Here is a 23,606-nt window from a genome sequence, read left to right as displayed (position 1 = left end):
CCCCCTCGGGCCGCGACCTCACCAGTTCTCGAGCGACCCCCGCAGGATGTCGGCCGCGTCGTCCTCGGTGACCTCGCGGGGCGAGGTGGCCAGCAGCCGCTGCTGCTTCAAGGTGCCCTCGACGAGGGCGTCGACGTCGCCCTCGCCGTAGCCCACCGCAGCGAGGCCGTTGGGGATGGTGATGTCGCGCATCAGGTCGGCCAGCACCGAGGGCAGCGCCTCGGGGCCGCGGTCGTAGGAGTGGCCCGGGGCCAGCAGCTCCGCGGCGCGGAGATGGCGCTCGGGCGACGCCTCGAAGGTCCACCGGAACGCAGCCGGCGCGGTCAGCGACACGGCCATGCCGTGCGGCACCATCGCCTCCTCCTGGGGGTAGCCCTCGGGGCGGAAGTCCCGGACTCGGCCCGCGATCGGGTAGGCGTTGGCGTGCGGGATGTGGACGCCGGCGTTGCCGAACCCGATGCCGGCGAAGGTCGCGGCGAGTGCCATGTCGTGGCGGGCCGCGTCGTCCTCGCCGTGCTGCACCGCCCTGCGGAACGACGTGGCCAGCAGCGACATCGCCTTCTCCGACCACAGGTCCGACATCGGGTTGGACCCGCAGTAGGGCACCCGCTGGTCGGGCTGCTTGCGCTCGTAGGAGGTGTAGGCGCGGGCGGTGTAGCTCTCCAGTGCGTGGCACAGGATGTCCATGCCTGCCGCCGAGGTGACCCCCGCCGGCTGGGTGCGGGTCAGCTCGGGGTCGACCACGGCGAGCGTCGGGCGCAGGCGCGGGTGGCTGATGCCGGTCTTGACGTGCTGGTCCAGCACGTCGAGCACGCAGATGGTGGTGGACTCCGCTCCGGTTCCGGTCGTCGTCGGCACCGCCACCAGCGGCTTCAAGGCGTGCTTCGGGGCACGCGCCCGACCGACCGGTGCGTTGACGTAGTCCATCAGCTCGCCCTCGTTGGTGGTGAGGAGGTTGACGGCCTTGGCGGTGTCGATCGCCGACCCTCCCCCGACGGCGACGAAGGCGTCCCAGGGCCCGGTGTCGCGCGCGTGGGCGATGGCGAGCTCGAGGCTGGCGTCGGTCGGCTCGACGTGGACGCCGTCGAAGACCGACGCCTCGATGCCGTACTGCGCCATCTGGTCGGCGACGCGCTGCGGGTGGCCGGTGGCGGCCACGCCGGCATCGGTGATGACGAGCACCCGCTTCACGTCGTACTGCGACAGGTCGTGGCCGATCTCGTCGGACGCCCCCTCACCGAACTTCAGACCGGGTGCTCCGTAGGTGAAGATCGACTCAGCGCTCATGCCGGCCAACCTATGCGACGCAGGCGGCCCCCGGCGGCCCTCAGCGCAGGCCGAGCGCCTCGTGCACCAGCGGCCGCACGTCGAGCGACCCGTCGACCAGGCGGTCCAGGGGCACCCACGCCGCGGCGTCGGTGGTGCCGTCCGGGTCCCGCACCACGGGCTCGTCGCCGCCGGTCACGGTGGCCTCGAAGAGCACGTGCACCCCGTGGAAGTCCTCCTCGCGTCCCGAGGGCGCGGTGCCGGTGAAGTGCTCGTCGTGCAGGCCGAGCAGCCGACCCACCCCGGCCACCAGCCCGGTCTCCTCCGCGACCTCGCGGACCACCGCGTCGGCCGGCGACTCGCCGTGCTCGACACCGCCCCCGGGCAGCGTCCACGACCCGGGCCGCGGGCCGAGCGCGGAGTTGCGCGTGAGCAGGACCTCGCCGTCGCGCACCACCAGGGCGTACGCCGCCAGCCGCTGGCGTCGCGCCGCACGGTGCCGGACCAGCGCCCAGCGCACCATCGGCACCGTCGCCACCGCGCCCGACTCGACGTCGGCCACCGGGTGCCACCGGGCGTCGACGGTCGAGCCGTCGACCTCGACCACCCGGGGCTCGGGGGCGTCGGGGGCCACCCAGCCCTCGTAGACGATGCGGACCGAGTGCAGCTCGGCCGCCGGCTCGCCGGGGTCCTTCAGCGCCCGCAGCGCGGAGTCGACGACCGCCTCGGCCCCGACGGTCACGTCGAGCCCGGTCTCCTCGTGGACCTCGCGCACCACCGCGTCGCGCGGGTGCTCGCCGAAGTCGATGCCGCCGCCGGGCAGCGTCCACCGCTCGGTCGGGGCCAGGTAGGGGGCCAGCCGGGACAGCAGGACGTCGCCGTCGCGCACCACCACGGCGTACGCCGCGACGCGCTGGCGCTGCACCGGGGCAGGGCCGCGGGCCGTGGTGTCGGACACGTCCGGAGTCTAGACAAGGCGATGGGACCCTCATGTACCCGGTACCGTCGGGCCGTGCACGACGCCGGAGCCCAGACCCAGACGCGCCCCACCCCGCCCCCGGCGGCGACGAAGCAGCGCGACCCCTGGTTCGACAACGCCAAGATGCTGCTCGTCGTGCTCGTCGTGGTGGGCCACGCCTGGACGCTGCTCCCGCTCTTCGACGGCGACGCCGGCAGCGACACGGCGAGGTTCTACGACGGCTGGGTCTACCACTTCCTCTACGCCTGGCACATCCCGGCGTTCGTCGTCGTCACCGGCTACCTGTCGAGGTCGTTCACCTGGACCCGGGCCAGGATCTGGTCGCTGGTCACCACGGTCGCGGTGCCCTACGTCATCTTCGAGGGTCTGCTGGTGTGGTTCCGGCACGAGTTCGGGGGCGTGGAGTTCGAGCGCATCTGGGCCAACCCGCACTGGCCGATGTGGTACCTCTCGGCGCTGTTCTTCTGGCGGCTCTCGGTGCCGCTCTTCCAGCGCCTGCCCGCCAAGGTGGTCGTCGCCACGGCCATCAGCCTCGCCGCCGGCCTGTTCGCCACCGACGTGCTCGACAACGCCCGCATCCTGGGCCTGCTGCCCTTCTTCGTGCTGGGCCTGAAGATGCACGAGGGCCACTGGAACCTGCTGCGCACCCGCCGGGCCCGCTGGTACGGCGTCGCGGTGCTGCTGCTGATGGCGGTGGCCGCCCGCTGGGCCGGTGGGCTGCTGGAGACCGAGTGGTTCTACTACCGCACCCGCTACGACGCGCTCGACCCCGACAACGTCCGCGCCCTCGTGATCCGGATGTCGATGCTGCTCAGCGGCCTCGTCGGCGCCTTCGCCTTCTTCGCCGTGGTGCCGCGGACCCGGACGTGGTTCTCGGCCCTGGGCGGGGCGACGCTGGTGGTGTACCTCTACCACGGCTTCGTCGTGCTGGGCGCGGAGTTCCTGGGCTACAAGGGCTGGGCCGCCGACCACTGGCCGCTGTCGCTGCTGCTCACCACCGTCGTCGCCGTCGGCCTCGCGGTGCTGCTCGCGTGGCGGCCGGTCTCGAGCCGGCTCAACGTGCTGGTGGACCCGGTGGGGTCGTGGCAGCGGGCACGTCGTAGGCGTCGAGATCGGGACCCCAGCTCGGTCTGACCGCGGCGAAGGGCACCTCGTCGAGGTGCACCGCCCGCTGCCGGGTGGGCGCGTCACCACCGAGGTGGTGCGGGTGCCAGACCGCGGGGACCCCGGGGTCGGGGCGGTGGTGCGGCAGCGTCTGCAGGCCCTCGAGCAGACCCGTGAGGGCGTGGCCGAGGTCGTGGGTGCGGGCGGTGAGGTCGTCGCCGGGCGCCACCGCGATCGGGGCGCCGAAGGCCAGGTCGACGCGGCGGCCGCGCGACCAGTCCGGGGGCGGTGCGGGGTCGCCGACGGAGAGGAACCGCTGGGTCCCCCACACCCCCACCGGCACGACCGGCACACCGGTCTCGCGGGCCAGCGCCACCAGGCCGCGCATCAGCGGACGGACCGTGTAGGAGTGGGAGATCCCCGCCTCGGGGAACCCGCACACCGCCTCGCCGCTCCGCAGCAGCGCCCGGGCTCGCACGTAGGCGTGCGCGGGCACGTGCCGGTCCACCGGCACGTGCCCCATCCGGTCCATCCACCAGCCGGCGCCGGGCACGTCCCACACGTCGTGGCGGGTCAGGAACCGCACCAGCCGCCCGCGCGTCACCGCCGCCCGCTCCACGAACAAGAAGTCCGGGAAGGCGACGTGGGTGGCCGCCAGCAGCGCCGGGCCGGTGTGCGGGAGGTGCTCGGCCCCCGTCCACCGCACGTCGACGCGCAGCCCCCGCAGGGCGGCACGACCCACCGCGTTGACGAAGCGGTACGCCGCGTCGGCCACGTCCGCGACCCTCAGCTGAACGGCGGCCGGTGGTCGAGCGCCACCGAGCGGCGCCCCGCCCAGCGCCACACCCGGGCGGCGCGGTCGCGGTCCTCGTCGGTGACCAGGTTGCCCATCCACCGCAGCGCGAGCGTCATCAGCCAGTCCGAGCGCATCCCGGCCGGGCCGAGGGTCGGCAGGATCCGCGGCACGGTCACCAGCCCGGCCAACCGGCGGGCGATGGAGAACGACTCGCCGTAGTGCTCGCGCAGCAGGTCGGGCCACGCCTGCTCCAGGTCGGCGCCCTCGAGGAGCAGGTCGACGACCAGCCGACCGCCCTCGAGGCCGTAGTCGATGCCCTCGCCGTTGAGCGGGTTGACGCAGCCGGCGGCGTCGCCGACCAGGGCCCAGTTGGGACCCGCGACGCGTGAGACCGCGCCGCCCATCGGCAGCAGCGCCGAGGTGGGGGCGCGCAGCTCGCCGGTGATGCCGAACTCCTCGCGCCGCTCGTCGGCGTAGAACTGCATCAGCGGCCGCAGCGCCACGTCGGCCGGGCGCTTGGAGGTCGCCAGGGTGCCGACCCCGACGTTGATCTGGCCGTCGCCCAGCGGGAAGATCCAGCCGTAGCCGGAGAGGATCTCGCCGTCGACGCCCCGCAGCTCGAGGTGGCTGGAGATCCACGGGTCGTCGGACGCGGTCGAGTCGACGTAGGACCTCGCGGCGACGCCGTAGACGGTGTCGCGGTGCCACTCGCGGCCGAGCAGCTTGCCCAGCGGCGACCGCACGCCGTCGGCGACCACGAGGCGGCGGCAGCTGATCTCGACCCGCTCCCCCGCCCCCTCGGTGCCGCGGGCGCGCTCGAGCACGACCCCGGTGACCCGGCCCCCCTCACGCCGGACGTCGACGGCCCGGAGGCCGTCGACCCCGTGCGCGCCGGCCTTGATCGCGGTGGTCCGCAGGTGGTCGTCGAGCTCGGTGCGCGCCACGGCCGAGCCGTACGCCGGCAGCGAGCCGCCCGGCCACGGCAGCAGCAGCGTCTGGCCGAAGCCGTGGGCGCGCAGGCCGTGGTTGACGGTGTGCGAGCGCACCCACTCACCGAGCCCGAGCCGCTCCAGCTCACCGATCGCACGCGGCGTCAGGCCGTCGCCGCAGGTCTTGTCCCGGGGGAAGACGGCCGCGTCGACGAGGACGACGTCGAGCCCGGCCCGGGCGGCCCAGGCAGCGGCCGCTGACCCTGCGGGTCCGGCCCCCACCACGAGGACGTCGGTCTCGGCGGGGACGGGGGCGATGCTCACCTGCTCATTCTCGCAAGGGGGTGGTCGGCGCCGTGCCAGGGCCCGGCAGCAGCCCGAGCGCGACGAAGGCCCGGTCGTAGATCTCGCGCACCACCGCCTGCTTGCGGGCGTTGTAGTCCATGACGTGCTCCCCCGCGGCCTCGGTCTGCCGGGCGGCCACCCGCTTGGCCTCGGCGTACCTCTCGCGGTCCTCGGGGTGCTCGGTCAGCCAGTCGCGGAAGATGCGGTGCCGCACCGGCTCGGCCGCACCGGGCCCGAAGACGTGCAGGTTGGACACGACAGGACTGGTCAGGCGGAGTCCCCGGTGCCCCTGCCACCACGGCTCGCGGACGCGCAGCACGAAGCCCGCGGCCTCCAGCGGGGGCAGCCAGGCCGCCTCGTCGTCCACGTCGCCCACGACCAGGTCCACGTCGAGGACCGGCTTGGCCACGAGCCCGGGGACCGCGGTGGAGCCGACGTGCTGCAGCACGAGCACCCGGTCGCCCAGGGCGTCGCGGACCAGCGCCGCCACCTCGGCGTACGCCGCCGGCCACGCGGGGTCGGGCTCGACCACCTCGACGCCGGTCTCCGGCCGGGCGTCGCCCACCCAGGCGCTCGGCGCCCCGGTGGGCACGTCGTCCTCGTGGCGGGTGATCTCCTCCGGCGTCGGCACCGGTCCACCCTAGGGCCGCTCGCCGACCTGCCCCGGGGAGGCCGAACGGCCCCCGGCGGTGTGCCGGGGGCCGTTCGGTGGAGCTGCTCTGGCTTCGCGTCAGTTCTGGTAGGAACCGAAGTCGAAGTCGTCGAGGGCGACGGTCTGGCTGGCGCCACCACCGAAGTAGTCGTCGCCGTAGTTGTCGTAGCCCGTGACGGCGTACGCCGCGGCGCGCGCCTCCTCGGTCGGCTCCACCCGGATGTTGCGGTACCGCTCGAGGCCGGTGCCCGCCGGGATCAGCTTGCCGATGATCACGTTCTCCTTCAGACCCAGCAGCGAGTCCGACTTGCCGTTGATCGCGGCGTCGGTGAGCACTCGGGTGGTCTCCTGGAAGGAGGCCGCCGAGAGCCACGACTCGGTCGCGAGCGAGGCCTTGGTGATGCCCATCAGCACCGGACGACCCGAGGCGGGCTTGATGCCCTCGGAGACCGCGCGGCGGTTCTCCTCCTCGTAGCGCACCCGGTCGACGAGGTCGGACGGGAGCAGCTTGGTGTCGCCGGACTCGATCACCGTGACCCGGCGCAGCATCTGCCGGACGATGATCTCGATGTGCTTGTCGTGGATCGACACGCCCTGGCTGCGGTACACGCGCTGCACCTCGGCCACCAGGTGCTCCTGGGCCTTGCGGACACCCAGGATGCGCAGCACCTCCTGCGGGTCGGGCGTGCCCTGCGTGATCTGCTCGCCGACCTCGATGTGGTCGCCGTCGCCGACCAGCAGGCGCGAGCGCTTGCTGACGGGGTACTCCTGCACCTCCGAGCCGTCGTCGGGGGTGAGCAGCACCTTGCGGGACTTGTCGGTGTCCTCGATCTCGATGCGACCCGCGGACTCGGCGATGGGCGCCTTGCCCTTGGGCTGACGCGCCTCGAAGAGCTCGACCACGCGGGGCAGGCCCTGAGTGATGTCGTCCGCCGAGGCCACACCACCGGTGTGGAAGGTGCGCATCGTCAGCTGCGTGCCGGGCTCACCGATGGACTGCGCCGCGATGATGCCGACGGCCTCACCGATGTCGACCAGCTTGCCGGTGGCCAGCGAGCGGCCGTAGCACTTGGCACAGGTGCCGGTGCGGGCGTCGCAGGTCAGGACCGAGCGGACCTTGACCGTCTCGATGCCGGCCGCGACCAGCTCCTCGATCTTGATGTCACCGAGGTCCTCGCCGGCTCCGGCGAGCACCGCCCCGGTCTCGGGGTGGGTGATCTCGACCGCCGCGGCCCGGGCGTACGCCGAGGTCTCGGCGTTGTCGTCCTTGCGGACCACGCCGTCCTCGCCCCGGACCCCGATGACCTTGGGCATGCCGCGCTCGGTGCCGCAGTCGTCCTCGCGGATGATCACGTCCTGCGAGACGTCCACCAGACGACGGGTCAGGTAGCCCGAGTCGGCGGTGCGCAGCGCGGTGTCGGCCAGACCCTTGCGGGCACCGTGGGTGGAGATGAAGTACTCCAGGACCGAGAGGCCCTCACGGAAGTTGGCCTTGATCGGACGCGGGATGATGTCGCCCTTGGGGTTGGCCACCAGACCACGCATGGCCGCGACCTGACGCATCTGCATCATGTTTCCGGACGCACCCGAGTCGACCATCATGTAGATCGGGTTCTTCTTGTCGAAGTTGGCCTCCATGGCCTTCGCGACCTCGTTGGAGGCCTGCGTCCAGATCTCGATGAGCTCCTGGCGACGCTCGTCGTCGGTGATCAGGCCCAGCTCGGCCTGCTGCTGCACCTTGGCGGCCTTCTCGTCGTACTTGGCGAGGATCTCCGGCTTGTTGGCCGGGGTCACCACGTCCTCGATCGAGACGGTCACGCCCGAGCGGGTCGCCCACGCGAAGCCGGCGTCCTTGAGGGCGTCGAGGCTGTTGGCGACCTCGACCTTGGTGTAGCGCTCGGCCAGGTTGTTCACGATCCGGCCCAGCTCGCGCTTGCCGACACCGAACTCGACGTACTCGTAGTTGCTCGGCAGGGTCTCGTTGAACAGCGCGCGGCCCAGGGTGGTGTCGAGCACGACGGAGTCGCCCTCGGTCCAGCCCTCGGGGAGCGGGGCACCGGCCGGGGGCACGACGCCCTCGAGCCGGATCTTGACCTTGGACTGGATCTTGATCTCGCCCTTGTCCAGCGCCATCACGGCCTCGCCGATGGAGGAGAACGAACGGCCCTCGCCGATCGCGCCCTCGTCGGCCCGGGTCAGGAAGAAGATGCCGATGATCATGTCCTGGGTCGGCATCGTGACCGGGCGGCCGTCGGACGGCTTGAGGATGTTGTTGGTCGAGAGCATCAGGATCCGCGCCTCGGCCTGGGCCTCGGCCGACAGCGGCAGGTGCACCGCCATCTGGTCACCGTCGAAGTCGGCGTTGAAGGCCGAGCAGACGAGCGGGTGGATCTGGATGGCCTTGCCCTCGATCAGCTGGGGCTCGAAGGCCTGGATGCCGAGGCGGTGCAGCGTGGGTGCACGGTTCAGCAGCACCGGGTGCTCGGCGATGACCTCCTCCAGCACGTCCCAGACCTCGGGACGCACGGCGCGCTCGACCATCCGCTTGGCGGACTTGATGTTCTGCGCGTGGGAGAGGTCGACCAGCCGCTTCATCACGAAGGGCTTGAACAGCTCGATCGCCATGTACTTGGGCAGACCGCACTGGTGCAGCTTCAGCTGCGGGCCCGACACGATGACCGAACGGCCGGAGTAGTCGACGCGCTTGCCGAGCAGGTTCTGGCGGAAGCGACCCTGCTTGCCCTTGAGCATGTCGGAGAGCGACTTCAGCGGCCGGTTGCCCGGGCCGGTGACCGGACGACCACGACGGCCGTTGTCGAACAGCGAGTCGACGGCCTCCTGGAGCATCCGCTTCTCGTTGTTGACGATGATCTCGGGCGCACCGAGGTCGAGGAGCCGCTTGAGCCGGTTGTTGCGGTTGATCACGCGGCGGTACAGGTCGTTGAGGTCGGAGGTCGCGAAGCGACCACCGTCGAGCTGCACCATCGGGCGCAGGTCCGGCGGGATCACGGGGACGGCGTCGAGCACCATGCCCATGGGCGAGTTGCCGGTCTTGCGGAAGGCGTCGACCACCTTGAGGCGCTTGAGCGCACGGACCTTCTTCTGGCCCTTGCCGGTCGCGATCGTCTCGCGGAGGTTCTCGACCTCCTGCGGGATGTCGAAGCTCTCGAGGCGCTTCTGGATCGCCGTGGCGCCCATGTAGCCCTCGAAGTACTTGCCGAACCAGTTGTTCATCTCGCGGTAGAGCATCTCGTCGCCCATGAGGTCCTGGACCTTGAGGTTCTTGAAGGTGTTCCAGACCTCCTCCAGGCGCGCGAGCTCGGCGTCGGAGCGCTTGCGCACCGCGGCCATCTCGCGCTCGGCGCCGTCCTTGACCTTGCGCTTGGCGTCGGCCTTGGCGCCCTCCTCCTCGAGCGCGGCGAGGTCGGACTCCAGCTTCTGGCTCCGCTCCTCGATCTGCACGTCGCGGCGGTTCTCCAGGCTCTTGCGCTGCAGGCCGATCTTGCCCTCGAGGTCGGAGAGGTCGCGGTGACGCGACTCCTCGTCCACGCTGGTGATCATGTAGGCGGCGAAGTAGATGACCTTCTCGAGGTCCTTCGGCGCCAGGTCGAGCAGGTAGCCGAGCCGGCTCGGGACACCCTTGAAGTACCAGATGTGGGTGACCGGCGCGGCGAGCTCGATGTGGCCCATGCGCTCGCGACGCACCTTGGACCGGGTCACCTCGACGCCGCAGCGCTCGCAGATGATGCCCTTGAAGCGGACGCGCTTGTACTTGCCGCAGTAGCACTCCCAGTCCCGGGTGGGACCGAAGATCTTCTCGCAGAAGAGGCCGTCACGCTCGGGCTTGAGCGTGCGGTAGTTGATGGTTTCGGGCTTCTTGACCTCGCCGTGGCTCCACCCGCGGATCTCGTCCGCGGTGGCCAGGCCGATCTTGAGCTGGTCGAAGAAATTTACGTCGAGCACAGTGGCTGCTTTCCCTCGTTAGGAAGAACTATTTGGATCGTGACGGGGGTCGGAGGCGGGGGCGGCGCGACCTCGCGGGCGCGCCGACCCCCGTCCCTCAGACCTCTTCGACCGAGCTGGGCTCGCGACGGGACAGGTCGATGCCGAGCTCCTCGGCGGCGCGGAAGACGTCCTCCTCCGCGTCGCGCATCTCGATCGCGGAGCCGTCCTGGGACAGCACCTCGACGTTGAGGCAGAGCGACTGCATCTCCTTGACGAGCACCTTGAACGACTCGGGGATGCCCGAGTCGGGGATGTTCTCGCCCTTCACGATCGCCTCGTAGACCTTGACGCGACCGGGCACGTCGTCGGACTTGATGGTGAGCAGCTCCTGCAGCGCGTACGCCGCGCCGTAGGCCTCCATCGCCCAGACCTCCATCTCACCGAAGCGCTGGCCACCGAACTGGGCCTTACCGCCGAGCGGCTGCTGGGTGATCATCGAGTAGGGACCCGTCGAGCGCGCGTGGATCTTGTCGTCGACGAGGTGGTGGAGCTTGAGGATGTACATGTAGCCGACCGAGACCGGGTCCGGGAAGGGCTCCCCGGAGCGGCCGTCGAACAGGCTCGCCTTGCCGCTCTCGCCGACCATCCGCACACCGTCGCGGTTGGGGATGCTCGAGCCGAGCAGCCCGACGATCTCGTCCTCGCGCGCACCGTCGAAGACCGGGGTCGCGACGTTGGTGTCGGCCTCCGCCTTCTCCGCGTGGATCTTGATCAGGCGCTGCTTCCAGTCGGCCGACTGGTCCTCGCCGGAGAGGTCGAGGTCCCAGCCCTGCTTGGCCAGCCAGCCCAGGTGGAGCTCGAGGATCTGGCCGATGTTCATCCGTCGCGGGACGCCCAGCGGGTTGAGGATCACGTCGACCGGGGTGCCGTCCTCCATGAACGGCATGTCCTCGATCGGGAGGATCTTGGCGATGACGCCCTTGTTGCCGTGGCGACCGGCGAGCTTGTCGCCCACCGAGATCTTCCGCTTCTGGGCGACGTAGACGCGCACCAGCTGGTTGACGCCCGGGGGCAGCTCGTCGCCGTCCTCGCGGTTGAACTCGCGGACGCCGATGACCGTGCCGGACTCGCCGTGCGGGACCTTCATCGAGGTGTCGCGCACCTCGCGCGCCTTCTCGCCGAAGATCGCGCGCAGCAGGCGCTCCTCGGGGGTCAGCTCGGTCTCGCCCTTGGGGGTCACCTTGCCGACGAGGATGTCACCGGTGGTGACCTCCGCGCCGACGCGGATGATGCCCCGCTCGTCGAGGTCGGCCAGCACGTCGTCGGAGACGTTGGGGATGTCCCGCGTGATCTCCTCCGGGCCGAGCTTGGTGTCACGGGCGTCGACCTCGTGCTCCTCGATGTGGATCGAGGTGAGGACGTCCTCCTGCACCAGGCGCTGGGAGAGGATGATCGCGTCCTCGTAGTTGTGACCCTGCCAGGGCATGAAGGCGACGAGCAGGTTGGTGCCCAGCGCCATCTCGCCCTCGTCGGTGCAGGGACCGTCGGCGATCGGGGACCCGACCTCGACGCGCTCGCCCTCGGCGACCAGGGGGCGCTGGTTGATGCACGTGCCCTGGTTGGAGCGGGTGAACTTCAGCAGGCGGTAGGACTTGTCGCCGCCCTCGTCGGTCATGATCACGACCTCCTCGGCCGAGACCTCCTTGACCACGCCGGCCACGTCGCTGGTGACGACGTCACCGGCGTCGACGGCGGCACGGAACTCCATGCCGGTGCCGACCAGGGGCGCGTCGCTCTTGATGAGCGGCACGGCCTGGCGCTGCATGTTGGCGCCCATGAGCGCGCGGTTGGCGTCGTCGTGCTCGAGGAACGGGATGAGCGCGGTCGCCACCGACACCATCTGGCGCGGCGAGACGTCCATGTACTCGACCTCGTCGCGCGGGATGTCCACGGCCTCACCACCACGGGTGCGCACCAGGACGCGCTCGTCGATGAGGTTGTCGTCGTCGTCGAGTCGCGCGTTGGCCTGCGCGATGACCTTGGAGTCCTCCTCGTCGGCGGTGAGGTGGTGGATCTCGTTGGTGACCGAACCGTTCTTGACCACCCGGTAGGGGGTCTCCACGAAGCCGAACGGGTTGATCCGGCCGTAGGAGGCCAGCGACCCGATCAGGCCGATGTTCGGGCCCTCCGGGGTCTCGATCGGGCACATGCGGCCGTAGTGGGAGGGGTGCACGTCACGCACGTCCATCTGGGCGCGGTCACGCGAGATGCCGCCCGGGCCCAGCGCCGAGAGGCGACGCTTGTGGGTCAGGCCGGCGATCGGGTTGGTCTGGTCCATGAACTGCGAGAGCTGCGAGGTGCCGAAGAACTCCTTCAGCGCCGCCACCACGGGACGGATGTTGATCAGCGACTGCGGCGTGATGGCCTCGACGTCCTGGGTCGTCATCCGCTCGCGGACCACCCGCTCCATCCGGGCCAGGCCGGTGCGGAGCTGGTTCTGGATGAGCTCGCCGACGGTGCGCATGCGGCGGTTGCCGAAGTGGTCGATGTCGTCCGCACGGACCTCGATCGACTCGTCGTGCAGGTCCTTGATCTCCGCACCGGACGCGTCGACCAGGTTCTCCTTGCCGGCGTGCAGCTCGACGATGAACCGGATCGTGGCCACGATGTCGTCGATGGTCAGCTGCTGGCTGTCGAAGGCCTCGTGCGTGCCGAGCTTCTTGTTGATCTTGTAGCGACCGACCTTGGCCAGGTCGTAGCGCTTGGGGTTGAAGTAGTAGTTCTGCAGCAGCGTCTGGGCCGCCTCGCGTGTGGGCGGCTCGCCCGGGCGCAGCTTGCGGTAGATGTCGAGCAGCGCGTCGTCCTGACCCTCGGTGTTGTCCTTCTCGAGGGTGAGCATCATCGACTCGTACTCGCCGAACTCCTCGCGGATCTGCTCGTTGGTCCAGCCGAGGGCCTTGAGCAGCACCGTGACGTTCTGCTTGCGCTTGCGGTCCAGGCGGACGCCGACGAGGTCGCGCTTGTCGACCTCGAACTCCAGCCACGCACCGCGCGAGGGGATCACCTTGGCGGTGAAGATGTCCTTGTCCGACGTCTTGTCGGCCGAGCGCTCGAAGTAGACGCCGGGCGAGCGGACGAGCTGCGAGACCACGACGCGCTCGGTGCCGTTGATGATGAAGGTGCCCTTGCGGGTCATCATCGGGAAGTCGCCCATGAAGACCGTCTGGCCCTTGATCTCGCCGGTCTCGCCGTTGGTGAACTCGGCGGAGACGTAGAGGGGGCGGGAGTAGGTGAAGTCCTTCTCCTTGCACTCCTCCTCGGTGTACTTCGGGTCGAGGAAGACCGGGTTCTCGAACGAGAGCGACATCGTCTCGGAGAAGTCCTCGATGGGGGAGATCTCCTCGAAGATCTCGTGCAGGCCCGACTTCTCGGACACCTGCTCGCCGGCGGCGCGACGCTCGGCGACCTGCTGCTCCCACTTCTCGTTGCCGACGAGCCAGTCGAAGCTGTCGGTCTGCAGCGCGAGGAGCTGCGGGACCTCCAGGGGCTCGGAGATCTTGGCGAAGGAGATGCGGCGGGGGGTCTTGATGGTGGACTTGGGGCGCTTGGCGGCCAAGAGGGGTCCTTCCGGGCTCACGAATGAGTGGCGCCCAGTCCCCCCACGAGCCGGCCACCGGACAGGCAGGACGCATCTGAGGGAGGGCGCAAAGAGTCAGGCTACAACACGGAGCAAGGCGCCCTCAACCTCGGGTGCCCTCGCGCTCGGCTCGGGACCCGTCCCCCACGGCGCTCGCGCGACGCGGTGGCGACACGCTACCCCGTCCACCCCCGGATGGGGAGCACTCCCCGCCGGATCGGTGGAGGAGTCAGTAGCTGCGCAGGTTGCTGACCAGCCAGCGGCCGTCGACGTCCTGCATCGTCATCTGCACCCGGTTCTGGAAGATCTGGGGGTCGGCCCCCTCCTTCTCGGAGACCTGGTTGACGAAGACCAGCACCCGCACGGTGCGGCCCGAGGAGCTCACGTCGACCACGCCCGAGCTCTCCACGCTGGCCTCGACCACGGCCTTGCTCTGCACCGCGGCACCGTCGGTGCCGTCCGCCTGCTTCTCGAGGAGGGTGAAGTTGTCGAGGTACTGCTTCTTGAAGCCACCGGTGAGGTAGCGCGAGGCCCGCTGCCGGTCCTCCGGCAGCGTCCGGTAGTCGTAGGACAGCATCGCCGCGGCCGCCCGCTCGGCGGCGGCCGGCGCCTCGGAGCGTGCGTCCTGCGCGACCGCAGCGTCCTGCACCCGCAGGCCGACCAGCACCGCGGCCGTCACGACGGCGACGACCAGGAGCGCGAGCACCGCGAGGACGGCCGTGCTGCGGGCCGGGCGGGCCAGGAACCCGGGGACACGCGACCCATCTCGCCCTGCGGTCGGGGCGGCCGTGCCCGTCGCGGTCCGGCGTCGGGGGGCGCGAAGGCCACGCCGCGTCGAGGTCGGCCCGGTGGGCTCGCTCGCCTCGGCGCGCACGGTCGGCGTCGGCTCGGCCGCGGGGGGGACCGGGGCGCTGTCCGTGTCACCGGTCAGCGTGGCGTCGTACGCCGCTCGCCGCTCCGGGTCGAGCAGCACGTCGGCGGCCTCGTTGAACATCCGGAACTGGCCCGCGCCGGTTCCGGGCTCGAACTTGTCGGTCGCCTCGCGCCACGCTTGCTTGATGGTGGCCGCGGAGGCGGTGCGGTCGACCCCGAGGACGTCGTACCAGGTCGGGCTGGTGCCGGGGCCGGCCCCGGGCCCGGAGATCGAGGAGGTCATCTGAGCCTCCTAGTTGACCGGGGTGAAGTCGTCGACGCGCCACTCGCCGTCGACCTTCACCAGCTCGACGGTCCAGCGGTAGTGGTGCTCGATGTCGCCCTGCGTGGTGCTCACGTCGGCGTCGTGGGCCACGAGCACGGTGGCGGAGTCCGGGTCGATGTCGGCGATGCCCCGCTGCAGGACCTGGCCCTTGCCCTTGACCTCGGCCGCGGCGTACGACTCCTTCATGGCGTCGAAGGTCTTGACGTTCTCGGTCTTGGCCTTGGTGGTCAGCATCTCGTTGATGCCCTTGACGTAGCCGTCGATGTCGGCGCCGTCGACGGTGTCCATGCGCAGGGCGAACTGCTCCGCCACGTCGAGGGCGTCCCGACGGTCGGCACCGGTCGGGACGGCCGAGCCGGCGGTGGGCCGGAACGGCGCGGTGGTCGGGTTCTGCAGCCGGTAGGCGAGGTAGCCCACGGCGACCAGGCCCAGCACCAGGACGGAGCCGAGCACGACGGTCAGCAGCACACGCCAGCGAGCAGGCGGGCGCGCGGCGGTCTCCGGGGCGGGACCCGTGGTCTCGCCGGTGTCAAGGACGGGCAACGTCTACTCCTGGTCGTCGGGCAGTGCCGGCTGGAGCAGCGTCCACTTCCACGAGTCGTCGCCGAAGAGCTTGGCCGCTCCCCCGTCGTAGGCCACCTGGCCGTCGGCCGGGTCGGTCCACTGCACGTCGCCGGTCTCGGCATCGTACGTCGCCACCGGTGACCGGTAGGCGGTGCCGGTGCGGTTGCTCGGGGTCTTCTCCGCGCCACGCAGGTTGGTGCCGCTCTCGCGGCAACCGACGTCCTCGGGCAGCGGCCTGTCCTCGCGGTCGGTGCGCGGGTCGCGCTTGGGCAGGTAGCCCTGGCTGCACGTCGGGCTCTGCTGCTGCAGGATCAGGCCGAAGCGGGCGTTGTAGGCACCCTTGTCCTCGCCGGTGGTCTGCCTGGCCGCGACGGTGTAACCGCCGGCCACCACGTAGGGGTAGATCACCAGGACCTGGCGGATGCCGTCGAGGTGCTTCACGACGACCTCGTTGGTCGTCACCAGCTGGCTGATCAGCTCGCCCAGGTTGACCCGGTTGTTCTCCAGGAACCTGCGCAGCTCGTTGGCGGTCGCGGAGCCCTCGTCGATGAGGCGGCGCAGGTCGCGGTCGGAGTCGGCCACGGTGCCGGTGAACAGCGACAGGTCGCGGGAGAAGCTGCGGATCGCCGACTCCTTGTCGACCTGGGTCTGCAGCAGCACCCGGGAGTCGCGGATCAGCTTCTGGGTGGTCTCGAAGTTGGCGTTCGCCGTGTCGATGAACGACGTCGAGGTGTCGATGATGCGTGCCAGGTCCGGACCGGCGCCCTGGAAGGCGGCTCCCGACTCGGCGACCACCGTGCGCAAATCGGACTGCGGGACCGACTGCACGAGGTTGTCGAGGTTGGTGAGGATCTCGGTGGTGGAGACCGGCACCGAGGTCTTGTCGGCCGCGATCTCCGACTTCTCCTTCAGGTAGGGCTTCTGGTCGCTCTGCGGCTGGAGCTCGACGTACTGCTCGCCCACCGCGGACTTGTTGCCGACCAGGGCCAGGCTGTCGGCCGGGATGTCGTCGTGGTCCTTCTCGATCGACAGGACGACGTCCACGCCCGCGTCGGTGAGCTTGAGCTCCTCGACGCGGCCGACCTGGACGCCGCGGTAGGTCACCTCGGCGTCGGTGAAGATGCCGCCGGACTCCTTGAAGTGCGCGGTGACGCTGTAGGAGGAGTCGTAGAACAGCCGGTCGAGGCGGGCGTAGCGCGCGCCCACGTAGGTCACCCCGACCACCGTGATGACCAGGAAGATGAGCAGCTGTCGCTTCGTGCGTGCGGTGATCATCGCTGCGTCGCCACCCCCTGGAGCAGGAGTGTCCCGACCCCGGGGTCGAACCCGTGGCGGGCCAGCCCGAAGGGATCGATCTGCCGGTCGTCCTCGACCTGGAACGGAGCGGGTCGGTTGCCGAGGACGCCGCCCAGGCCGCTGGATCCCTCGCCCGCACCGCCCCCGCCCGAGCCCGAGGTCGTACCGCCGCCCGTGGCGCCGCCGAGGACGCCACCGACGACGTCGCCGACGACGTCACCGATGCCGGGGACCGCGTTCAGGAGGTCTCGGAGCCGCTGGGGCAGGTCCTCGATGACGTCCTCGAGCTCGCCGCGTCCGAAGCCGACCAGGGCCCCCAGGTCCGGGGCCTCGCACTGGCGCTTGGCCTGGCCCAGGAACCGGTCGACCAGGGCCGTGACCAGCTCGTCCTCGATGGCGTCGGTGACCGCGGCAGGGGCTCCCGCCTGCTTGAGGGGCCGGACCACCCGCGCGGCCGCCTCGCGCGAGCGTCGTACGGTCTCCCGCTGCACCTGACCAAGGGTGTCGCAGACGGCATCGGGGAGTCCGGGCAGTGCGGGCAAGTCGGCGAGGTCGAGGTCGAGGTCGACCGACAGGTTGGTGTAGTCGCCCATCTTGATGCTGTTGGCGACCACCGGGCTGCGACCGACGGCCTCGTCGATGAAGGGGTAGGTGAGGAAGACCTGGAAGGACTTGGGCAGGTTCTCCCCGGCGGCAGCCAGGTTGTCCAGCACGGGTCCGAGGTCACGCAAGGTGTTGATCGTGGACTCCTTGGACGCCCGGATCACCCGGACGCCGACGTCGGAGAGGCGGTTGAGCGCCTTGAGCAGCTTGACCAGGTCGTCGCGCTGGCGGTTGAGGGAGCGCAGCGCACCGGGGATGTCGTCGAGCGCGTTCTCGATGGTGCCGCTCTGCTTCCTCGCGGCAGCGGCGAGGCGGTTGGTGTTCTCGATCGCCGCGACGATGTCGGCGCGACGCTCGTCGAGCTGGCCGGTGAAGGAGCGCAGCTGCGTCAGGACCGAGCGGATCTCGTCCTCGCGCCCCTCGAAGGTGTTGTTCAGCTCCGACACGATCGTCTTCAGCTGGCCCACACCACCGCCGTTGAGCAGCAGTGCGAGGGCGCTGAACACCTCCTCGATCTCCGGGTTGCGGCCCGTGCGGTCGAGCCCGATCACGTCGCCGTTGGACAGGCGCGCGTCGCTCGGGTCCTCCGGCGGGGCCAGCGAGACGAACTTCTCGCCGAGCAGGCTGGTCTGCCGGATCTGGGCCCGGGCGTTGTCGGGCAGGGCGACGTCCTTGGGCAGCCGCAGCGTCACCTCGGCGACGTAGCCCTTGAGCTTGACCGCGGTGACCTTGCCGACCGACACGTCGTCGATCTTGACCGTCGACTGCGGCACCAGGTCGAGCACGTCCCGGAACCTGGCCGTGACCTCGATCGGGCTGTCACCGGTGTCGGGCCCGCCGGGCAGGGGGGCGTCGTAGACCGAGCAGCCGGACAGGAGCAGGCCACCGGCCACGAGGCCGGTCACCAGCCGCGACAGCGCACGGGGGGTCTTCATCGCTGCACCTCCACGAGGCCGCCGAGCGAGCGGTCGACGGGTTCGGGGACGCGGGGCTTGGTCGCGGGGTCGCCCTGGAAGGGGGTGGCCCGCGGGGCAGGCAGGTCGCCCAGCGCATCGCGGATGGTCTTGCAGGCCTGGCTCTGGAGGCCGCCGCCGGCGATGGTGCACAGGGCGGTCAACGGCTGGGTCTCGAGCGACTCGAAGAGCTCGCCGACGTTGTCGCGGGTGTCCAGGGTCCCGGCATCGGTGTTGCCGGCCAGGAACAGGTTGTTGAGCGCACCCGGGGCGTACTGCAACGTCTCGTCCAGGGCGGCCCGTCGCTTCACCAGCGTCTTGGTGAGCCTGTTCAGCCCCGAGATGTTGCGCGAGAGCGCACCCTTGTTGTCGCGGATGAAGGTGCGCACCTCGGCCATCGCGATGCCCAGGCTCTTGAGCACCGCCGCGAGCTCCTGCCGCTCGTCGGCCAGCAGGTTGGCGCCGCCCGCCAGCGAGTCGTTGAACTGGCGCACCGTCTGGTCGTTCTCGGCCAGGGTGCTGGTGAAGTCCTGCACCTGTTCCAGCGAGCCGAACAGCTCGTCCTTGTTGTCCGACAGCGTCTGCGTGAGCTCGCCGACGTTCTTCAGCGTCTTGTTGAACTCCACTCCCTGGCCGCCGAGGTTGCGGGCCGTGGAGTCGAGCAGGCGGGTCAGCGGGCCGACGCCGTTGTCACGCGGCCGGTTGGACTGCTCCGGCCCGAGGGCGATGTTGAGGTCGTTGAGGCTGGAGAAGATCTCGTCGAGCTCGAGCGGGGTCGCGGTGCGGTCCAGCCCCAGCTTGGCGTCGTCGGGCAGCTGGTCGCCGCCGGAGTAGGCCGGGGTGAGCTGGACGTAGCGGTCCCCGACGATGGACGGCGCGACGACGACGGCCTTGGCGTCCGCCGGCAGCTTGTACTTCGCGTCGTACTGCAGCTTCACGCGCACGGCCTCGCCGACGGGGGTGACCTTCTCGACCTTGCCCACGGCCACGCCGAGGATGCGGACGTCGGAGCCCTCGTAGAGGCTGACCGTGCGCGGGAAGTCGGCGGTGACGGTGCGCTTGTCCGAACCGGGCCAGAACAGCGCGAGGGCGGCAGCCACGAGGGCCACGACCAGGATCACCGCGATGATCGGGTTGACCTTGCCGAGGGTCTTCATCCGTTGCCCCCCGTCGCGGTGGGCAGCCCTGGGGCGGGCGGCAGGTTGGCGATGAAGGTGTCGAACCACGGACCGCTGCCGAGGACGTTGGTGAACACGCGGTAGAACGGCGCGAGCAGGCGCAGCGACTCGTCGAGGTTGTTCTGGTTCTTGATGAGCACGTTGACCACGCCCTGGAGGTTGTCGAGCGCCGGCTTCAGGTCGGCGCGCGTCTGCCGCACCAGGGCGGTGAGCTCGCGTGCCAGCCGGTCGGTGGAGACGAGGAGGGTGTGCACCGCCTCGCGCCGTGCCACCAGCGCGCGCAGCAGGATGTCGCTGTTCTTCATCAGCGCGACGATGTCCTCGTCGCGCTCGGCCAGCGTGCCGGACACCGTGTCGAGGTTCTGCAGCAGCTCGCCGATCTGCTCGTCACGGCTGGCCACCGTCTGGGAGAGCCGCGAGAGCCCCCGGAGCGTGCCCTGGAAGCCCTCGGGGGTGTCCTGGGTCAGGTCGGCGAGCACGTCGAAGGACTCTCCGAGCTGGTCGACGTCGATCTTCGCGGCCTTGTCGGCCAGGCCCTCGAAGGCCGAGACGACGTCGAAGGCGGACTGGGTCCGGCTGCGCGGGATGGTGGTGTCCTCCTTCAGCTGGCCGTCACCGGCGGGCAGCAGCGCGAGGTACATGTCGCCCAGCAGCGTCTTGACCTTGATCTGCGCCTCGGTCCGGGTGCCGAACTTCGAGGGCGTGTCGACCTTGAAGCTGACCTGCACCTCGTCGCCGGCCAGCTCGACGGAGTCGACCTTGCCCACGCGCACGCCGGCGATGCGGACCTCGTCGTTGGCCTTGAGGCCGCTGGCCTCGGAGAAGGCCGCCTTGTAGGAGTTGCCGCCGCCGATCAGCGGCAGGTCGCCCGCCCGGAACGCGGCCAGCATGAGCGCGGCCAGGACGGCGATGCTGATGGCACCGATGATGACGGGATTTCTCTCCCGGAACGGAACACTCATCCGAGATTGCACCTCTTGTCGGCGCCGAATTGGTTGGTGTCGTACTTGATCGCCAGCGGCTGCCCCGCCACGGTGATGTTGGGGTTGAACTGGCACAGGTAGAAGTTGAAGAACGACCCGTTGACGGCGGTGCGCCCGATCTTGCGGAGCTTGATCGGCAGCACCTGCAGTGCCCGGTCGATCTCTGCGCGGTCCTTGTTGAGGTTGCCCGCCGTCTTGCGCAGGCCCTTGACGTCGCGCACCAGCGACGGCCGGATCCCGACCGCCAAGTCGGAGGTCTCGTTGGCCAGCACCGAGACGGAGTCGAGCGAGCCGAGGATGGCCTCCCGGTCCTCGACGAGGCCGGCCATGAGGGTCTGGAAGTCGGTGATCAGGCGGTTGAGCTCGCGGTCGCGGCCGGCGAGCGTGGCCAGCACGGAGTTGAGGTTGTCGATCACCTGACCGATCACCTCGTCGCGGTCGGCGAGGGTGTTGGTCAGCGACGCCGTGCTCTGGAGCAGCGCGGTCAGGTTGCCGCCCTCGCCCTGGAAGACCGAGATGACCTCGGCGGAGAGCTTGTTGATGTCCGACGGCGAGAGGGCGGCGAAGAGGGGCTTGAACCCGTTGAACAGCACGGTCAGGTCCAGCGCCGGCTCGGTGCGGTCCATCGGGATGGTCGCGTCCTCGCGCAGCGGGTCCAGCGTGCCGACCCCCTGCGTCAGCGCGATGTAGCGCTGCCCCACGAGATTGCGGTAGCGGATCCGGGCGGTCGAGGACTGCGTCACGGTGGAGCTCTTGGCGACGCTGAACGTCACCTGCGCCCGCTCCCGGTCGACGACCTTGACGTCCTTGACGCTGCCGACCTTGACCCCGGCGATGCGGATGTCGTCGCCCTTCACCACGCCGGTGGCGTCGGAGAAGACCGCCTTGTAGTTGCGGCTGGACTCGAAGGTGAAGTTGCCGATGAGCACCACGAGCACACCGGTCGCCAGCGAGGTCACCAGGATGAAGGCCATCAGCTTGACCAGGTCGCTGCTGGTCTTCTTGTCGAGGATGCTCATCGCACGCTCACCTCCGTGCCGGAGAAGGCCGGGGCGAACAGCAGCGTCGAGACGTCGGACATCTCGTCGACCGGGACGCCGAGCGACGGGGCGAGCAGCGAGTTGATCAACGCCTTCTGCGACGGCGTGCCCGAGGGACCCACGCTCATCCGGGAGCGGTTCGGCTGACCGATGCTGGTGGCAGCGGCCTCGGTCGCAGTGCCGCCGGCGGCGAAGCCGGGCGTGGCGCGCTGTCCGCCCTTGCCGATGCCGTCCACCCCGTCGTCGAGGTTGGGGAACTTGGGGTAGGGGATCGGCGGGTTGGGCAGCCCGGCGCAGTTGGGTGCGTTGGAGGCGCCGTAGACCGGGGTGTCCGCCCTGGTGTAGCCGCGTGGCTGGTTGGGCAGCAGCTCCAGGTCGATGTGGAAGATGTAGCCGCGGAAGGTCGAGGCCAGCCGGGGCACCTGCTTGACCAGGCCCTCCAGCATGCAGGGGAACGTCGAGGAGTAGCGCGCCAGCAGGGCCACGATCGGTTCGCTGAGCTGGCTGAGCCGGATCAGGTTGTTGCCGTTGTCGTTGAGGAACCCGGTCGTGGTGTCGGAGAACGACGTCAGGTCGACCAGGAACGCGTTCAGCTTCTGCTCCTTCGAGACCAACGTGTTGCCGGTCTTGGTGGTGTTGCGCAGGGTGTCGGCCAGCTGCGGGAAGACGTCGGCGTAGGTGTCGGTCACGCTGGCGAGCAGGCGCAGGTCGTCCAGCAGCGCCGGCAGCTCGGGGTTCATCCGCTTGAGGTAGCCGTCGAGGGTCACCAGGCCCTCGCCGAGCTTGTCGCCGCGCCCCTCGAGAGCCTCGGCCAGCGCGTTGAGGGTGTAGTTGAGCTCGGCCGGCTGCACCGCGCGCAGCAGCGGGTAGAGGTCGTTGAGGACCTTCTCCACCTCGACCGGCAGGTCGGTCTGCTTGATCGCGTCGCCGGCCTGCAGCGGCTTGGAGGAGGGCTGCTCCGGCACGGTGAGGTCGACGTACTTCTCGCCGAACAGGGTCTTGGGCAGGATCGCCGCGCTGACGTTGCGCGGGATCTGACCGATCGAGTCGGGCTTGATGCCCAGCTCGAGCTTGGCGCCGTCGCCCTCGGACTCCGCGCTCATCACCTGGCCCACGATGACGCCGCGGATCTTGACGTCGGCCTTCTCGGGCAGGTTGAGACCGGCGTTGCTGGTGGTCAGGGCGACCCGGTCGAAGTCGGTGAACTTCTGGCCGAAGATCGCGCTGACCAGCCACACGCCGAGGATCAGCAGGCCGATGAAGACGATGCCGAGGAACCTGTGGTTCATCAAGAACTTGCTCATGACCTCACCCCGCCAGTCTCACGGTGGTGGCAGATCCCCAGATCGCCATGGACAGGAAGAGGTCGATCACGTTGACCGCGACGATCGAGGTGCGGACCGCGCGTCCCACCGCGACACCCACGCCGGCGGGACCGCCACCCGCGGTGTAGCCGTGGTAGCAGTGGATGAGGATCACCACGACCGAGAACACCAGCACCTTGCCGAAGGACCACAGCACGTCGCCCGGCGGCAGGAAGAGGTTGAAGTAGTGGTCGTAGGTGCCGGGGCTCTGTCCGTAGAACAGCGTCACCGTCAGCCGCGTCGCGAGGTAGGAGGACATCAGGCCGACGACGTAGAGCGGGATGATCGCGACGAGGCCCGCGACGATGCGCGTGGTCACCAGGAACGGCATCGACGGGATGGCCATCACCTCGAGGGCGTCGACCTCCTCGGAGATCCGCATCGCGCCGAGCTGGGCGGTGAACCCGCAGCCGACGGTCGCCGCGAGGGCGATGCCGGCGACCAGGGGCGCGATCTCACGGGTGTTGAAGTAGGCCGACACGAACCCGGCGAACGGGGCCGTGCCGATCTGGTCGAGCGCGGCGTAGCCCGACAGGCCGACCTGGGCACCGGTGAAGAAGGTCATCGCCAGGATGACCCCGACGGTGCCGCCGATGACGGCGAGCGCGCCGGACCCGAGGGTGACCTCGGCCAGCAGCCGCAGGATCTCCTTGGGGTAGCGCTTGACCGAGCGCGGCGTGACCGCGAGCGCGCGCAGGTAGAAGGCGAGCTCCTCGCCCATCCTGTCCACGGCGCCCAGCGGCTTGCCCGCGACGTCCTTGACCTTGACCATCT

Annotated in this window: 17 protein-coding genes; 1 reads left to right on the top strand and 16 read right to left on the bottom strand. The window is 70.1% G+C overall.

The window, feature by feature from the left end; genetic code table 11:
* Nucleotides 1-18 precede the first annotated feature (18 nt).
* A complete protein-coding gene (locus tag EDD33_RS02135; protein ID WP_123388917.1) occupies nt 19-1,287 on the bottom strand; it encodes a hydroxyacid-oxoacid transhydrogenase in 1,269 nt (422 codons plus the stop codon).
* A 40-nt stretch (nt 1,288-1,327) separates the two neighbouring features.
* Entirely contained in the window at nt 1,328-2,224 is an 897-nt protein-coding gene (locus EDD33_RS02130) for an NUDIX domain-containing protein (RefSeq protein WP_211332384.1), read from the bottom strand.
* Between the two features lie 54 nt (nt 2,225-2,278).
* On the opposite strand from EDD33_RS02130, the gene EDD33_RS02125 reads away from it, so the two are divergent.
* On the top strand, nt 2,279-3,379 hold the full coding sequence (locus tag EDD33_RS02125; protein ID WP_170169675.1) for an acyltransferase family protein: 1,101 nt from the start codon (nt 2,279-2,281) through the stop codon (nt 3,377-3,379).
* On the opposite strand, the gene EDD33_RS02120 is transcribed toward EDD33_RS02125, so the two are convergent.
* The 14 genes from EDD33_RS02120 to EDD33_RS02055 all read right to left on the bottom strand — a co-directional run bounded on the left by EDD33_RS02120 (nt 3,300) and on the right by EDD33_RS02055 (nt 23,604).
* Entirely contained in the window at nt 3,300-4,124 is an 825-nt protein-coding gene (locus EDD33_RS02120; RefSeq protein ID WP_170169674.1) for a lysophospholipid acyltransferase family protein, read from the bottom strand. The two genes, EDD33_RS02125 and EDD33_RS02120, sit on opposite strands and share 80 nt — an antisense overlap.
* Before the next feature lie 11 nt (nt 4,125-4,135).
* Nucleotides 4,136-5,398: a geranylgeranyl reductase family protein gene (locus EDD33_RS02115; RefSeq protein WP_281274095.1), complete on the bottom strand. Its 1,263-nt coding sequence runs from the start codon at nt 5,396-5,398 to the stop codon at nt 4,136-4,138.
* A gap of 4 nt (nt 5,399-5,402) precedes the next feature.
* On the bottom strand, nt 5,403-6,050 hold the full coding sequence (locus EDD33_RS02110; protein WP_123388914.1) for a GrpB family protein: 648 nt from the start codon (nt 6,048-6,050) through the stop codon (nt 5,403-5,405).
* A 99-nt stretch (nt 6,051-6,149) separates the two neighbouring features.
* Nucleotides 6,150-10,034 carry a DNA-directed RNA polymerase subunit beta' gene (locus EDD33_RS02105; RefSeq protein WP_123388913.1) on the bottom strand — a complete coding sequence of 1,295 codons (3,885 nt, stop codon included), beginning with the start codon at nt 10,032-10,034 and terminating at the stop codon, nt 6,150-6,152.
* Between the two features lie 97 nt (nt 10,035-10,131).
* The gene (gene rpoB / locus EDD33_RS02100) at nt 10,132-13,632 is read right to left on the bottom strand and encodes a DNA-directed RNA polymerase subunit beta (RefSeq protein WP_211332383.1); all 3,501 of its coding nucleotides are present in this window, start codon (nt 13,630-13,632) and stop codon (nt 10,132-10,134) included.
* A 250-nt stretch (nt 13,633-13,882) separates the two neighbouring features.
* A complete protein-coding gene (locus EDD33_RS02095; protein ID WP_123388912.1) occupies nt 13,883-14,809 on the bottom strand; it encodes a J domain-containing protein in 927 nt (308 codons plus the stop codon).
* A 9-nt stretch (nt 14,810-14,818) separates the two neighbouring features.
* Nucleotides 14,819-15,394, bottom strand: a complete 576-nt coding sequence (locus EDD33_RS02090; protein WP_148076912.1) for a hypothetical protein — start codon at nt 15,392-15,394, stop codon at nt 14,819-14,821.
* A gap of 3 nt (nt 15,395-15,397) precedes the next feature.
* Nucleotides 15,398-16,690, bottom strand: coding sequence for an MCE family protein (locus EDD33_RS02085; protein WP_123388910.1), 1,293 nt, complete (start codon nt 16,688-16,690; stop codon nt 15,398-15,400).
* Complete coding sequence (locus tag EDD33_RS02080) at nt 16,687-18,249, bottom strand: MCE family protein (RefSeq protein WP_123388909.1); 1,563 nt, start codon at nt 18,247-18,249, stop codon at nt 16,687-16,689. Before EDD33_RS02080 ends, EDD33_RS02085 begins: the two co-directional genes overlap by 4 nt.
* Nucleotides 18,246-19,424: an MCE family protein gene (locus tag EDD33_RS02075; protein WP_123388908.1), complete on the bottom strand. Its 1,179-nt coding sequence runs from the start codon at nt 19,422-19,424 to the stop codon at nt 18,246-18,248. Before EDD33_RS02075 ends, EDD33_RS02080 begins: the two co-directional genes overlap by 4 nt.
* Entirely contained in the window at nt 19,421-20,407 is a 987-nt protein-coding gene (locus EDD33_RS02070; RefSeq protein WP_123388907.1) for an MCE family protein, read from the bottom strand. Before EDD33_RS02070 ends, EDD33_RS02075 begins: the two co-directional genes overlap by 4 nt.
* Nucleotides 20,404-21,447, bottom strand: a complete 1,044-nt coding sequence (locus EDD33_RS02065; RefSeq protein ID WP_123388906.1) for an MCE family protein — start codon at nt 21,445-21,447, stop codon at nt 20,404-20,406. Before EDD33_RS02065 ends, EDD33_RS02070 begins: the two co-directional genes overlap by 4 nt.
* The gene (locus EDD33_RS02060) at nt 21,444-22,772 is read right to left on the bottom strand and encodes an MCE family protein (protein WP_246003318.1); all 1,329 of its coding nucleotides are present in this window, start codon (nt 22,770-22,772) and stop codon (nt 21,444-21,446) included. The genes EDD33_RS02065 and EDD33_RS02060 overlap by 4 nt, the downstream gene beginning before the upstream one ends.
* Before the next feature lie 4 nt (nt 22,773-22,776).
* On the bottom strand, nt 22,777-23,604 hold the full coding sequence (locus tag EDD33_RS02055) for an MlaE family ABC transporter permease (RefSeq protein ID WP_123388905.1): 828 nt from the start codon (nt 23,602-23,604) through the stop codon (nt 22,777-22,779).
* Nucleotides 23,605-23,606 lie beyond the last annotated feature (2 nt).

Source organism: Nocardioides aurantiacus (assembly GCF_003752505.1).
In the GTDB taxonomy this organism is placed as follows: domain Bacteria; phylum Actinomycetota; class Actinomycetes; order Propionibacteriales; family Nocardioidaceae; genus Marmoricola; species Marmoricola aurantiacus.
The sequence above is the reverse complement of the archived record's forward strand: the minus strand, read 5'-3'. Positions and strand labels throughout refer to the sequence as shown.

What these genes read in the sequence shown, in the direction of transcription:
- EDD33_RS02135 (WP_123388917.1), bottom strand. Translation starts at nt 1,287, where the DNA reads ATGAGCGCTGAGTCGATCTTCACCTACGGAGCACCCGGTCTGAAGTTC.
- EDD33_RS02095 (WP_123388912.1), bottom strand. Translation starts at nt 14,809, where the DNA reads ATGACCTCCTCGATCTCCGGGCCCGGGGCCGGCCCCGGCACCAGCCCG.
- EDD33_RS02085 (WP_123388910.1), bottom strand. Translation starts at nt 16,690, where the DNA reads ATGATCACCGCACGCACGAAGCGACAGCTGCTCATCTTCCTGGTCATC.
- EDD33_RS02080 (WP_123388909.1), bottom strand. Translation starts at nt 18,249, where the DNA reads ATGAAGACCCCCCGTGCGCTGTCGCGGCTGGTGACCGGCCTCGTGGCC.
- EDD33_RS02075 (WP_123388908.1), bottom strand. Translation starts at nt 19,424, where the DNA reads ATGAAGACCCTCGGCAAGGTCAACCCGATCATCGCGGTGATCCTGGTC.
- EDD33_RS02070 (WP_123388907.1), bottom strand. Translation starts at nt 20,407, where the DNA reads ATGAGTGTTCCGTTCCGGGAGAGAAATCCCGTCATCATCGGTGCCATC.
- EDD33_RS02065 (WP_123388906.1), bottom strand. Translation starts at nt 21,447, where the DNA reads ATGAGCATCCTCGACAAGAAGACCAGCAGCGACCTGGTCAAGCTGATG.
- EDD33_RS02060 (WP_246003318.1), bottom strand. Translation starts at nt 22,772, where the DNA reads ATGAGCAAGTTCTTGATGAACCACAGGTTCCTCGGCATCGTCTTCATC.
- EDD33_RS02055 (WP_123388905.1), bottom strand. Translation starts at nt 23,604, where the DNA reads ATGGTCAAGGTCAAGGACGTCGCGGGCAAGCCGCTGGGCGCCGTGGAC.